This is a genomic window from Micromonospora sp. NPDC005161, assembly GCF_053599855.1.
The window spans coordinates 1-12,735 of record NZ_JBSFYQ010000010.1 but is presented as its reverse complement, the minus strand read 5'-3'; the positions used below and the strand labels follow the sequence as shown (position 1 = coordinate 12,735).

Sequence of the window (12,735 nt, the reverse complement as noted above, 5' to 3'; positions counted from 1 at the left end):
GCGCGGCCTCTCGATGCGCCACGATGCAGTGGAGAGCGGCGAAAGCCGCGGTCCGGAACCAACCGGACCCATCGAGAGCGGGGCGGGGCGTGGCGGGGGCGGACGCGCAGAAGGGTGCGTACCGGTACGGGCGCGGCCGGGAGATGGCCCGGGACGCGGCGCGGGTGGAGACGTTCAGCGACGGGTCTTCGGGGTCGTGCTGACGGTGATGGCCGTCGAGCTGCTTCAGAACGGCCCCGCCCGGGAGAGCGGGCGGGAGCTTCCGGACGCGCTCGCCCACGCCTGGCCGTCCTACCTGGCCTACGTGATCACCTTCGGGATCGCCGGCCAGATCTGGCTCGGCCATCACAACATGTGGCGGTACGTGGTCCGGGTCGACCAGCCGCTGGTGGTGTTCAACCTGCTCGTGCTGCTCTTCGTGGCCGCGATCCCGTTCACCGCCGACCTGCTGTCGGACAACCTGCGCGGGAGCGCGACCGAGCAGCGACTGACCGGCGCTCTCTACCTCGGCACCGTGCTCGGCGAGTCGCTCTTCTTCAACCTGAGCTGGTGGTGGGCCCGCCGGCGCGAACTGCTGCACCCCGGCCTGGACCCCGAGCTGGCCCGGGCGGTTTCCCGGCGACTGCTGGTGCGTCCGCTGCTCTACCTGACCGCCTTCGCCTTCGTCTTCGTCGACCCGATCCTCAGCCTGGTCCTCTACCTGCTGCTCGTCGGCCTCTCCCTCATTCGCCGCCCCGGCGACCTGCCCCGCTTCGCCGCCGAGGTCGGCGACGGGGTCAGCGGCCGAGGTCGCTGAGGATCCGCTGGGCGGCGTTGTGACCTGCGGCGCCGATCACGCTGCCGGCCGGGTGGCAGCCGGCGCTGCCGGCGTACACGCCGTCGATCCCGGTGGCGTAGGGCATCCGGTCGGCGAACGAGACGGTGTTGTCGACGTGGTGGATGTGCCCGCCGGTGATGCCGAAGTGGGCCTCGATGCCCGGCGGGGGTAGCGGCACCGCGTCGGCGATCAGGTCGGCGGTGCCGGGGGCGTACCGCTCGACGATCCCGATCAGCCGGTCGACGTAGCCGGGCAGCTCCGCGTCCCAGGTGGTGCCGGTCAGCTCGTAGGGGACCGACTGGACGAAGAGCGCCGAGGAGTGGTGCCCCGCGGCGTCGGAGAGCGACGGGTCGACGGTGGTGTGCAGGTACCACTCGATGGTCGGCTCCGCCGGCAGCCGCCCGGCCTGCACGTCCGCCCACATCGCGCGCAGCGCGGCCATCGGCGAGGTGGCGTCGCCACCGACCAGCGACGCCGAGCCGGGCAGCAGGTGGATGGTCGAACCGAACGGGCTCGGCGTGCCCGCCGGCAGGCAGGAGAAGTGCGGCAGCCCGGTGAGCGCCAGGTTGAGCTTGAGGGTGGTGCCGGGGCGGCGGACCGCCGCCATCCGCTCGCCGAGCGGCGCCGGCAGCGCGCCGTCGGGCAACAGGTCCATCAGCCGGTACGGGTCACACGCGCCGAGCACCACCCGGGCGGCGACCTGCCGGCCGTCGGCGAGCACGACACCACTCGCCGCGCCGCCGTCCAGGGTCACCGCGGTCACCGGCGTACCCGACAGGATGGTCGCGCCGGCGGCGCGGGCGGCGTCGGCGAAGGTGCGCGACACGGTGCCCATCCCGCCCTCCGCGATCATCCAGGTGCCGCCCGAGCCGGGAAGTCTGCACATGTTGTGCACCAGGAAGTTGTGGCCCGTCCCCGGGTCGTCCGGGCCGGCGTTGAGCCCGGAGAGCCCGTCGGTGACCGCGTACATGCTGACCAGCAGCTCGGAGCGGAACTCGAACCGGGCGAGGTAGTCCGCGACCGAGCCCCGGACCAGGTCGACGAACGCCTGTCGCAGCGCCGGGCGGACGTGCCGGTCGGCGGTCTCCTCGGCGGTCAGCGGCTCGGCGAGCCAGGCCGGGGCGAGGTCCTCGCGCAGCGCGGCCAGCTCGGCCTGCATGGCGTCGTCGGCGGCCACGTCGGCGGGGGAGAAGAACTCGGCGAACTGTGCCCGGGTGGCCGCGGTGTCACTGCCGAAGAGCAGGTACGGCGAGCCGAGACCGCCCGGCGTGGGCAGGAAGTAGTGCGGGTCGCGGCGCAGCACCGGGATCCGCACGTCGAGCGTGGCGAGCAGCTCCGGCGGCATCAGCCCGAGCAGGTACGAACCGGTGGAGTGGCGCAGCCCCGGCACCTTCGGGAACGGGTTCTCGGTGCGGGTCGCGCCGCCTATCACGTCGGCGGCCTCCAGCACCAGGACGTCCAGGCCGGCGCGGGCCAGCAGGATGGCGGAGACCAGACCGTTGTGCCCCGCGCCGACGATCACGACGTCGGCGCGGCCGGGAAGTTCGCTGCTCATGCCGCGGCAGCCTAGCCCTCACCCCCACCCCCCTCCACCCCTTCCGAGGGTTGATCAAGAGGTTTGCGTCATCGGGACGGCGTCTGGTGACGCAAACCTCTTGATCAACCCGGGGTGGTCGGGTCGGTGGGGGCGCGCTGGGGCACGCCAGTGGGAGAGGGCCAGGGTGGCCGAGTAGCCGGCCAGGACGATCACGTGGAACAGGTAGAGCCAGAGGAGGACGGCGACGCCCGCGCCGATCTCGTCGAAGCCGCCGAACGGCACGCCCAGGTCCAGCGGCAGCGAGGCGAAAAGCACGAAGCCGTGCATGAAGCCGGAGAGGTTCGCCGCGGTGAACGATCCCATTCCGAGCGTGGAGAGCCAGTCCGGCGACGCCGGCCCGACCACCCGGAACACCCACATCAGCACCGGGGTGAGCACCAGCCAGACCGCCAGGAACGACAGCACCACGCCCAGCGCCCCGATCCAGCCGCCCCGCCGGACCAGCCCGGTGGTGGGCGGCAGCGCCAGCAGGATCGACAGCAGCAGCGCGGGGGCCGGCGCGAGCAGTGGCAGCAGCAGCAGCCGGCCGCGCCAGCCGACCAGGTGCTCGTCGGTGCGGGGCGCGGCCACCGACACGAACGCCCGGCGCAGGCCCTCGCCGTACAGCGACGCGGGCAGCAGCGAGGCCAGTGCGAGCACCGGGGTCAACTCCGCCCCGGCATTGACCAGCGCGGCCACCGCCCGGGGCGCCCCGATCGCGGTGGGAAGCGCCTCCACGGCGTACGAGGTGAGCCGGCGTACACGGTCGGCCCCGGCGACGAGCGTGGTGAGCCAGATCGCCAGCAGCGCCACCGGCACCACGGCGATCGCGCCGTAGAACGTGATCGCGGCGGCGTGCAGTGACAGGTCCCGTCCGCGCACAGGGCGGAACGCGGCGTTGACGATCCGCTTCGTCCGCTGCCATCCGCTGCCCACCGCGATCTCTTTCCCCGTCGTCGGCCCGGCCACTCATTAAGATCGCCCGCCATGACCGTTCTCACCACCGAACGCCTGATCCTGCGTGACTGGACCGCGGACCCGGCCGACCTGGCCCGCATCTACGACATCTACTCCCGCTCCGAGATCACTCGTTGGCTGGCGGTGTCTCCGGGGTTGCCGATGACCGACCCGGGGCAGGCCGCTGAACGGCTGCAGATCTGGCGGGATCGGCACGCGGACGACCACGGCCGGTACGGCACCTGGGCGATCGAGGTGCGGGACACCGGGCTGGTGGCGGGGACGGTGGTGCTAAAGCCCCTGCCAGGACAGGACGAGGAAATGCTTACCGGGGACATCGAGGTGGGCTGGCATCTGCACCCGGACTCGGTGGGCCACGGCTACGCCACGGAGGCGGCCCGTGCGGTCATGTCGCGGGAGTTCGCGGCCGGGACGCCGAAGATCCACGCGGTGGTCTCGCCGGGCAACGATCCGTCGATGGCGGTCTGCCGGCGACTCGGGATGGCCCACGTGGGCCGGAGCACCGACTGGTACGGCGGTGAGGAGCTGGAGACGTTCGTCCTGACCGCCCCGACCGGCTGAGGGTGAAAGGAAGGGCCCCTTATTAACGCCTGGCGTTAATAAGGGGCCCTTCCTTTCACGGACGCGACGCGCACGGGGGCCGCGGCTTCGTCCGAGCGAGGGAACCGACGGTCGTCGATAGTCACCGTGGTCGAAGTGTTGACGCCCTCGTAGCACGTCAGTAACATCTGGTCAACGTCATGCAAAATCTCGACAAAGACGTGCCTGATTCTTTGCATGAGGTCGAAAAATCTGGCGGGCCGTCTAGGCGGCTATTTCTCCCCCGAACCCGCCGCCACCTCCCCACACCAGCCGACGCGCCCCCGCGCGCCCGGCCGATGACGCGCCGAGTCACGCCCCACGCCGCGGTCAGCCCGCCGCGGCGCCGTCCCCCAACGACAGGACAGTGATGAGACGAACGAATCTGTTCAGGATGGTGGCGGCGACAGCCGCGGCCACGGTGATCGCCACCGTCGGGTCGGCGGCCGTCGCGCACCTGTCGTCCTTCCGCACCACCGGCGACGACGCACTGGCGGTCTGGGCCAACCCGTACGTCAAGGACCGGAACGTGGACATCGCCCACGACAACCACTTCGTCAACAACACCATCCAGTTGCCCTGGCGGGCGAACGGCATCGCCATCTACGGCGGCTACGACAACTCGATCGAGAACAACCTGATCTACGACACCATGAACTACCCGGGCATCATGCTGGCGACCGACCACGACCCGCTGCCCTTCTCTGGGACGACGCTGATCGCCAGCAACGGGCTCTACCGGGCCGGTGGCGTCTTCTGGAACGAGGACCAGGAGTTCGGCGCCATCACCCTCTTCCCCGCCACGCGAGACATCACGGGGGTCACGATCCGGGACACCGACATCTACGACTCCACGTACGACGGCATCCAGTTCAAGAACGGCGGCGGCAACATGCCGAACGTCGCGATCACCAACGTGCGGATCGACAAGTCCAACAACGGGGCCGGCATCCTCGCGATGAGCGGTGCCCGCGGCAACGCCAACCTGACCAACGTGACCATCACCAACTCGGCCGACGGCAACATCGTCATCCAGCCGGGGTCACAGTTCGTGATCAACGGAGGCTAGGCCCGACCGGGGGCCGCTCCGGCGGCCCCCGGTCGTTCCGCCGACTCCTTGATCAACACGGTTCCGGCGATGTCGGGGTATCCGGGTGTCGGGGATACCCCGACTTCCGTGATCCAGAGTCGATCATCGCTCACGTGTGTTGCAGCAAGCGGTCGGACATCAGACAGCGGCCGCCCGTCGGCGTCGGTGAGGCTAGACGGGTCACGACCGCCGCGTGGTTACTGACCTGCGTCAACAGGGCGGGAGTCGGGGTCCGTGCGTGCGCCCCGCTCCTCAACGGCGTGCAGAACCGCCACCGAACCCGTGCCATCGTGGACATCGAATCGGCGTCGGACCGGCTCGGGTTGGAACGGGCAGCGACAGGTCGGAGGTAAGCATGGATGACGAAACCGGTTCCACCTCAGGCCGGCTGCGTGCCGTGCTGCGTTGGCTTGGGGCGGCCGCCGCACTCGCAGGCATCGTGGGCGTGGTGTTCCAGGTGATCGAGTGGGTCGGTTCCCGTGACACGCCGTCGGCAGAGGCCAGCGTCGAGGCCAGCCCGACCTCGGCGGCTCCGCCCACCGCCAGGGCCAATGGCGATGAGCAGTTCGTGCAGGTTGGGCAGTGTGTGCACAACGTCGGTGACGCAGCCAGCGTGGTGTACGAGATCACCCCGTGCGGTTCCGGGACGTGGCGGGTCCTGGCCCGCATCGAGCAGGCCGTCGCCAACGAGGCGCAGGCCGACGCGCTGTGCGAGGCCCAGGCACCCGGCTTCGCCGACTACCACTACTCGAACTGGGCGAAGCGCTCCGGCTTCCTCGACGTCGTCTTCTGCGTCAGCCCTGCCTGATCGCCGCCGGAACCCCGTAGGTGGGCGGCGAGGCTGAGGCTCCCAGCGGGCGTACAGCGGCGGTGGGGAAGAATGGCCGGGTGACTTCCCCCCGCGACCTCGTCCTGCTCGGGTCCACCGGCTCGATCGGCACACAGGCCATCGACATCGTCCGGCGCAACCCGGACCGGTTCCGGGTGGTCGCCCTGGGCGCGGGCGGTGGCAACGTCCAACTGCTCGCCGCACAGGCTCTCGAACTGGGCGTCGACGCGGTCGGGGTGGCCAAGGCCTCCGCCGCGCAGGACCTCCAGCTGGCGTTCTACGCCGAGGCGAGCCGGCGCGGCTGGGCCACCGGCGACTTCAAGCTTCCCAAGATCGTGGCCGGCCCGGACGCGATGACCGAGCTGGCCCAGTGGCCGTGCGACATCGTGCTCAACGGGGTGGTCGGCTCGCTCGGGCTCGCGCCTACGCTGGCCGCGCTGCGCGGTGGTCGTACTCTCGCGTTGGCCAACAAGGAGTCGCTCGTCGCCGGCGGACCACTCGTCAAGGCCGCGGTGACGCGGCCGGGGCAGATCGTGCCGGTCGACTCGGAGCACTCGGCGTTGGCCCAGTGCCTGCGCTCCGGGTCGCGCGGTGAGGTGCGCCGGCTGATCGTCACCGCCAGCGGCGGCCCGTTCCGGGGTCGGCGGCGCGACGAGTTGACCGAGGTCACACCCGATCAGGCGCTCGCCCACCCGACCTGGAACATGGGGCCGGTCGTCACGATCAACTCGGCCACGATGGTCAACAAGGCACTCGAGGTGATCGAGGCGCACGAACTGTTCGACGTGCCCTACGCCGACATCACAGTGATGGTGCACCCGCAGTCGGTGATCCACTCCATGGTCGAGTTCACCGACGGCTCGACCATCGCGCAGGCCAGCCCACCGGACATGCGGCTGCCGATCGCGCTGGGCATCGGCTGGCCGGACCGGGTCCCGGGGGCCGCCACGGCGGTCGACTGGACCGCCTCGCACACCTGGGAGTTCGCGCCGCTGGACGACGCCGCGTTCCCGGCCGTCGCGCTGGCCAAGGCCGCCGGGGAGGCCGGCCGGTGCCGCCCGGCGATCTACAACGCGGCGAACGAGGAGTGCGTGGAGGCATTCGTGGCCGGTCGGCTGCCGTTCCTGGGCATCGTCGACACGCTCGAACGGGTGTTGGACGAGGCTCCGGACTTCACCGAACCAGGTACCGTCGAGGACGTGCTCGCGGCGGAGTCGTGGGCGCGCGCTCACGCGCAGGAGATCATCGCGGGTTCGGTGGAAGGAGCTTGATGGCAAACCTGCTCGGGGTGGCGCTCTTCGCCCTGGCCATCCTCGTCTCGGTCAGCCTGCACGAGGCCGGTCACATGCTGACCGCCAAGGCGTTCGGGATGAAGGTCACCAAGTACTTCGTCGGTTTCGGCCCCACCCTCTGGTCGTTCAAGCGGGGTGAGACGGAGTACGGCGTCAAGGGCATTCCGCTCGGCGGCTTCTGCAAGATCGTCGGGATGACCGCGCAGGACGACGACGTCGACCCGGCCGACGAGCCGCGGGCGATGTGGCGCTACCCGGTCTGGAAGCGGACGATCGTCATGTCCGCGGGCTCGATCACCCACTTCGCGCTGGCACTGATCGCGATCTGGATCGCCGCCGTCTCGCTGGGCCTGCCCAACCGCGACTTCCCCACCACCGAGGCGCAGATCCGCCAGGAACCGGCGGTCATCGCGCTGTCCGACTGCGTGGTCCCGGAGAACGCCCCCCGGGCCTGCGCCCCCGGCGACGTCGCCAGCCCCGCCGCCCAGGCCCAACTGCGCGACGGCGACCGGATCACCTCGATCAACGGCACGCCGATCAACAACTACGGCGAGCTGCTGGTCGCCCTGCGTGGGCTGAAGCCCGGCGACCCCGCCCAGATCGACTACGTGCGCGACGGGCAGCCGGCGAAGACCAGCACCGTGCTCGCGCAGACCCAGCGGCCGCCGCTCGACGACCCGAAGGGCACCGTCGCCCCGGTCGCCGCACTCGGCGTCGGCCTCGTACCCACCACGCCGACCCGGGTGACGTACGGGCCGGTCGCGGCGTTCGGCGCCACCGGCGACTTCACCCGCGAGTTGGCCGTCGGCACCGTCCAGGCGTTGCAGCGGCTGCCGCAGAAGGTCCCCGCCCTGTGGACCGCCATCACCGGCGGCGAACGTGACGTGGACACCCCGATCAGCGTGGTCGGCGCCAGCCGGCTCGGCGGCGAGGCGTTCGCCAACAAGGCCTGGCTGCTGTTCGTGACGCTGTTCATCTCGTTGAACTTCTTCATCGGCGTGTTCAACCTGCTGCCGCTGCTCCCGCTGGACGGCGGCCACATCGCTATCGCCTGGTTCGAACGGGCCAGGTCCTGGCTGTACGCGAAGATCGGCCGTGCCGACCCCGGACGGGTCGACTACCTCAAGCTGATGCCCTTCACGTACGTGGTGATCCTGATCGGTGGCGTGTTCACGCTGCTGACCATCACCGCGGACGTCGTCAACCCGATCACGCTCTTCCCAAGGTGAGTGCTGAAGTGACCGCTGTCCGTCTCGGTATGCCCGCCGTACCGCCCCCGTCGCTCGCTCCCCGCCGGGCCAGCCGCCAGATCATGGTCGGCTCGGTGCCGGTCGGCGGCGGCGCGCCGGTGTCCGTGCAGTCGATGACCACCACCCTCACCTCCGACGTCAACGCCACCCTCCAGCAGATCGCCGAGCTGACCGCGTCGGGTTGCCAGATCGTCCGGGTGGCCGTGCCGTCCCAGGACGACGTCGAGGCGCTGCCAGCGATCGCCAAGAAGTCGCAGATCCCGGTGATCGCCGACATCCACTTCCAGCCCAAGTACGTCTTCGCCGCGATCGACGCGGGCTGCGCGGCGGTCCGGGTCAACCCGGGCAACATCCGCCAGTTCGACGACAAGGTCAAGGAGATCGCCGCGGCGGCCTCCGCCGCCGGCACGCCGATCCGGATCGGCGTCAACGCCGGCTCGCTGGACAAGCGGCTGCTCGCCAAGTACGGCAAGGCCACCGCCGAGGCGTTGGTCGAGTCGGCGCTCTGGGAGTGCTCGCTGTTCGAGGAGCACGGCTTCCGGGACATCAAGATCTCGGTCAAGCACAACGACCCGGTGGTGATGATCCGGGCGTACCGGCAGCTGGCCGAGCAGTGCGACTACCCGCTGCACCTGGGCGTCACCGAGGCCGGCCCGGCCTTCCAGGGCACGATCAAGTCGGCGGTCGCCTTCGGCGCCCTGCTCGCCGAGGGGATCGGTGACACCATCCGGGTGTCGCTGTCCGCCCCGCCGGTGGAGGAGATCAAGGTCGGCAACCAGATCCTGGAGTCGCTGGGGCTGCGTGAGCGCGGCCTGGAGATCGTCTCCTGCCCGTCCTGCGGCCGGGCCCAGGTGGACGTCTACAAGCTCGCCGAGGAGGTCACCGCCGGTCTGGAAGGGCTGCCGGTGCCGCTGCGGGTGGCCGTCATGGGCTGCGTCGTCAACGGCCCGGGCGAGGCTCGCGAGGCCGACCTCGGCGTCGCCTCCGGCAACGGCAAGGGCCAGATCTTCGTCAAGGGCAAGGTCGTCAAGACGGTGCCCGAGGCGCAGATCGTGGAGACGCTGATCGAGGAGGCGCTGCGGATCGCCGACGAGATGGGCGCCGAGCTTCCCGAGGAGCTGCGCGGGCTGGTCACCGGCCCGACCGTCACCGTGCACTGATCCGTTCGTCGGCGCGCCGGCGACCTGTTCACACAGAGCGGCCGTTCCCTCCGGGGAACGGCCGCTGTGTGTGTGTGTGTGTGTGTGTGTGTGTGTGTGTGTGTGTGTGTGTGGCGGGTGCCGGATCCGCCCGTGCGGGGCGGGTGGCACTGCTCTTGTGTCACTCCGATTCGGCGAGGATGGCGTACAGCTTGCGCCGGGTCTCGTCGAGCACCTGGGCGGCCCGCTCCCGCTGATCGTCGGTGCCGTTCATCATCACCTGGCGCAGTGCGTTCATCGCCTGGGCGCCGGAGTCGCGGATGTCGTGCCAACTGCTCACCGTGCCCTGGGCGACGTCCGCCCACGGTGGCGTCTGCGCGGCCTGGGTGGCCTCGGCCTGACCGGCCTCGGTGACCGTGAAACGCTTCCGCCCGCCGCTGGACTCCTCCGTGCTGGCGACGATCACACCCTCGTCCTCCAGCAGTTGGAGGGTGGGGTAGATCGAGCCCGGGCTCGGACGCCAGGCACCGCCGGTGCGGGAGTCGATCTCCTGGATCATCTCGTAGCCGTGCATCGGCCGTTCGGTGAGCAGGGCCAGCACGGCGCCCCGGACGTTGGGGCGTCGGCCCCGGCCCCGACCGCGACCACGGCCGCCCCAGGGACCGCCGTGCTCGTGTCCGTGTCCGTGCGGACCGGGCGGGATCGGCGGGAAGCCGAAGCCCCGCATCCTCGCCTCGTGCAGGTGGTGCTGCTGTCGATGGAACCTCATGGGGTTCTTCCTCTCTGCGTACTGTCGCTGATGCATCAACGATATATCGGCAATGCATCGCCGACAAGGCCAGTTAAATAAACCGTACATACGTCTTGCTAGTCTGTCCGGCATGCGCCTGCTTCCCCCGCCCGGTCCCGCCCGGGTCCTCACCCTCGGCACCCTGGTCAAGACCGTCGGTCGGGGCCTCTGGCTGGTGTCCAGCGCGCTCTTCCTCACCCGATCGGTCGGCCTGTCGGCGACCCAGGTGGGCGTCGGGCTGACCATCTCGGCGCTGGTCGGCGTCCTGGCCAGCGCGCCGAGCGGATACCTGGCCGACCGCCTCGGCCCGCGCGGCGCACAGGTCGGCGGGCTGATCGCCGCCGGCACCCTGACCGCGGGCCTGATCGCGGTCCGGTCGTTCCCCGCCTTCCTGGTGGTGGGCGCCGCCACGGCGCTCGCCGACGCGGTCGAGCGCGGTGCCCGTGGCGCGCTGATCGCCGGCGCGATCCCGGCCGACCAACGGGTGCACACCCGCGCCTACCTGCGGGCCACCACCAACGTCGGGATCTCCGTCGGCGCAGTCCTCGGCGGCTTCGCCATCGCCGCCGACACCCGCGCCGGGTATGTGGCGCTGATCCTGACCGCGGCGGTGGCGTCGCTGGCCGCCGCGGCCGTCTTCGTCCGTCTGCCCACCGTCGCACCGGTCGCCGCCCCGACGCACGGCCCCCGGCTCATCGCCCTGCGGGACCGCCCGTTCCTCGCCTTCACCCTGCTCGACGGGCTGATGTCCATGCATTTCAGCCTGCTCACCATCGCCCTGCCGCTGTGGATCGCCGGGCACACCGCCGCACCCGCCTGGATGATCTCCGCGTTGACGCTGGTCAACACCGTGCTGGTGGTGCTCCTTCAGGTACGCGCCGCGCGCAGCGCCGTCACCCTGCCGGGAGCCGCCCGCGCCGCCCGCCGGGCGGGGGTGGCCATCGCGCTGGCCTGCGTACTCTTCGCCGCGAGCGGCGCGCTCCCCACCGCCGGCGCCGTCGGCCTGCTCGGCTGCGGGGCGCTGGTGCACGTGATCGGGGAACTGTGGCACTCCGCCGCCGGGTGGGGGATCTCCTTCGGGCTGGCGCCGCCCGACGCGCAGGGGCAGTACCAGGGGGCGTACGGCATGGGTTACGAGCTGGGCAAGATGCTCGCACCGGTGGTGGTGACCACCCTCGCGCTCGGCTGGGGTGTGCCCGGCTGGCTGGTGCTCGGTGGGCTGTTCCTCCTGCTCGGTGCCCTGGTGCCCCCGGTCGTCCGGTGGGCCGGCCGGACCAGGTCGACCAGCCCCGCGGACGAGCCGGTGACCGTCTGAGACCGGCCTCGCCACTCGGCCGGCGGGGTGGGGGTGGGATCTGGCAGGCTGGACACGTGCTGACGGTGCCGGTACGGCAACTGGGGGAATCGGAGCGCCGCGCGGTCGAGCGACTGCTCGACCTCGACCCGTTCGCGGGCGCGCAGGTCGCCGAACGCATCGCCGCGCGCGGGCTCTCCTGGTGGCGGGCCGAGGGCAGGATCCTGGGGTACGGCGCGCGGCGCAACCTGGAATCGCTCTGCTGGCTCGGCGGCAACCTCACACCGGTGCTCGCCAACGACGCCGCGGTGGCCGCCTTCGCCGACCTGCTCGCGGGGGAGGAGCGGCTCTGCTCCTCCATCGTCGGCCGCGCTGACGCCGTCCTCGGGCTGTGGGACCGTCTCTCCGACACCTGGGGTCCGGCCCGGGACGTCCGCCCCAACCAGCCGCTGCTGGCCACCGACGCGCTACCGGCCGTACCGGTCGACCCGGAGGTACGCCAGGTCCGCTCCGGTGAGGTCGACCGACTCTTTCCAGCGGCGGTTGCCATGTACACCGAGGAGGTCGGCGTCTCCCCGCTGGCCGAGGACGCCGGGCGCAGTTACCGCCGGCGGGTCAACGACCTGGTGCGCGCCGGCCGGGCGTACGCCCGCTTCGTCGATGGCAAGGTCGTGTTCAAGGCCGAGTTGGCCGTGGTGACCAAGCGGACCGCGCAGGTCCAGGGCGTCTGGGTGGCGCCGGAGTGGCGGGGCCGCGGGATCGCCACCGCCGCGATGGCGACCGTGGTGCGCGACGCGCTGCTGCGGGTCGCCCCGACGGTCAGCCTGTACGTCAACGACTTCAACCTGCCGGCTCGCCGGGTCTACGAGCGCTGCGGTTTCCAGCCGGTCGGCACCCTCGCCACGGTCCTCTTCTGACCGCCCGCCGGCGGTCCTTCGGATATGCCGCTGGCCGGCACCCCGGGTGGGGTGCCGGCCAGCGGTCAGTGTGGTGCGGTGGTGCGGTGGGGTCAGCTGTTCCAGTGCTGGGCGACCAGGTCGGTGGCCTGCTGCTCCCACTGGGCGTAGGCGTCGGGGTAGGCCGAGACCTGCACGGTCTGCG

Annotated in this window: 11 protein-coding genes and 1 pseudogene; 9 read left to right on the top strand and 3 right to left on the bottom strand. The window is 71.1% G+C overall.

Features of this window, described 5'->3' with window-relative positions; genetic code table 11:
• Positions 1-143 precede the first annotated feature (143 nt).
• Positions 144-796: pseudogene (locus ACWD5O_RS12105) on the top strand (TMEM175 family protein).
• Here ACWD5O_RS12105 and ACWD5O_RS12100 read toward each other — a convergent pair.
• Together ACWD5O_RS12100 and ACWD5O_RS12095 are read right to left on the bottom strand one after the other, a co-directional pair.
• Positions 777-2,372 carry a phytoene desaturase family protein gene (locus tag ACWD5O_RS12100; protein WP_450085305.1) on the bottom strand — a complete coding sequence of 532 codons (1,596 nt, stop codon included), beginning with the start codon at positions 2,370-2,372 and terminating at the stop codon, positions 777-779. The pseudogene ACWD5O_RS12105 and the gene ACWD5O_RS12100 sit on opposite strands and share 20 nt — an antisense overlap.
• A gap of 54 nt (positions 2,373-2,426) precedes the next feature.
• A complete protein-coding gene (locus ACWD5O_RS12095) occupies positions 2,427-3,329 on the bottom strand; it encodes a YhjD/YihY/BrkB family envelope integrity protein (RefSeq protein WP_450085304.1) in 903 nt (300 codons plus the stop codon).
• 51 nt (positions 3,330-3,380) lie between these two features.
• Here ACWD5O_RS12095 and ACWD5O_RS12090 point away from each other — a divergent pair, with 51 nt between their 5' ends.
• The 6 genes from ACWD5O_RS12090 (at position 3,381) to ispG (ending at position 9,571) form a co-directional block, all read left to right on the top strand.
• Positions 3,381-3,932: a GNAT family N-acetyltransferase gene (locus tag ACWD5O_RS12090; RefSeq protein WP_354963277.1), complete on the top strand. Its 552-nt coding sequence runs from the start codon at positions 3,381-3,383 to the stop codon at positions 3,930-3,932.
• A gap of 388 nt (positions 3,933-4,320) precedes the next feature.
• On the top strand, positions 4,321-5,019 hold the full coding sequence (locus ACWD5O_RS12085; RefSeq protein ID WP_450085303.1) for a right-handed parallel beta-helix repeat-containing protein: 699 nt from the start codon (positions 4,321-4,323) through the stop codon (positions 5,017-5,019).
• A gap of 376 nt (positions 5,020-5,395) precedes the next feature.
• Complete coding sequence (locus tag ACWD5O_RS12080) at positions 5,396-5,848, top strand: LppU/SCO3897 family protein (protein ID WP_450085302.1); 453 nt, start codon at positions 5,396-5,398, stop codon at positions 5,846-5,848.
• 80 nt (positions 5,849-5,928) lie between these two features.
• Positions 5,929-7,140 (top strand): 1-deoxy-D-xylulose-5-phosphate reductoisomerase, encoded by a 1,212-nt coding sequence (dxr, locus tag ACWD5O_RS12075; RefSeq protein WP_450085301.1) that lies wholly within the window; start codon positions 5,929-5,931, stop codon positions 7,138-7,140.
• Positions 7,140-8,390 carry a M50 family metallopeptidase gene (locus ACWD5O_RS12070; protein WP_450085300.1) on the top strand — a complete coding sequence of 417 codons (1,251 nt, stop codon included), beginning with the start codon at positions 7,140-7,142 and terminating at the stop codon, positions 8,388-8,390. The genes dxr and ACWD5O_RS12070 overlap by 1 nt, the downstream gene beginning before the upstream one ends.
• 8 nt (positions 8,391-8,398) lie before the next feature.
• On the top strand, positions 8,399-9,571 hold the full coding sequence (gene ispG, locus ACWD5O_RS12065; RefSeq protein ID WP_450085299.1) for a flavodoxin-dependent (E)-4-hydroxy-3-methylbut-2-enyl-diphosphate synthase: 1,173 nt from the start codon (positions 8,399-8,401) through the stop codon (positions 9,569-9,571).
• A 160-nt stretch (positions 9,572-9,731) separates the two neighbouring features.
• Here ispG and ACWD5O_RS12060 read toward each other — a convergent pair whose 3' ends face one another.
• Positions 9,732-10,319, bottom strand: a complete 588-nt coding sequence (locus ACWD5O_RS12060; protein ID WP_354963271.1) for a PadR family transcriptional regulator — start codon at positions 10,317-10,319, stop codon at positions 9,732-9,734.
• A gap of 112 nt (positions 10,320-10,431) precedes the next feature.
• On the opposite strand from ACWD5O_RS12060, the gene ACWD5O_RS12055 reads away from it, so the two are divergent.
• Complete coding sequence (locus ACWD5O_RS12055) at positions 10,432-11,655, top strand: MFS transporter (RefSeq protein WP_354963270.1); 1,224 nt, start codon at positions 10,432-10,434, stop codon at positions 11,653-11,655.
• Positions 11,656-11,711: 56 nt separating this feature from the next.
• Complete coding sequence (locus tag ACWD5O_RS12050; protein WP_450085298.1) at positions 11,712-12,551, top strand: GNAT family N-acetyltransferase; 840 nt, start codon at positions 11,712-11,714, stop codon at positions 12,549-12,551.
• Positions 12,552-12,735: the final 184 nt, after the last annotated feature.

Coding starts and splice junctions, on each gene's coding strand:
- ACWD5O_RS12085 (WP_450085303.1), top strand. CDS start 4,321: ATGAGACGAACGAATCTGTTCAGGATGGTGGCGGCGACAGCCGCGGCC.
- ACWD5O_RS12090 (WP_354963277.1), top strand. CDS start 3,381: ATGACCGTTCTCACCACCGAACGCCTGATCCTGCGTGACTGGACCGCG.
- ACWD5O_RS12070 (WP_450085300.1), top strand. CDS start 7,140: ATGGCAAACCTGCTCGGGGTGGCGCTCTTCGCCCTGGCCATCCTCGTC.
- ACWD5O_RS12100 (WP_450085305.1), bottom strand. CDS start 2,372: ATGAGCAGCGAACTTCCCGGCCGCGCCGACGTCGTGATCGTCGGCGCG.
- ACWD5O_RS12055 (WP_354963270.1), top strand. CDS start 10,432: ATGCGCCTGCTTCCCCCGCCCGGTCCCGCCCGGGTCCTCACCCTCGGC.
- ACWD5O_RS12080 (WP_450085302.1), top strand. CDS start 5,396: ATGGATGACGAAACCGGTTCCACCTCAGGCCGGCTGCGTGCCGTGCTG.
- ACWD5O_RS12060 (WP_354963271.1), bottom strand. CDS start 10,319: ATGAGGTTCCATCGACAGCAGCACCACCTGCACGAGGCGAGGATGCGG.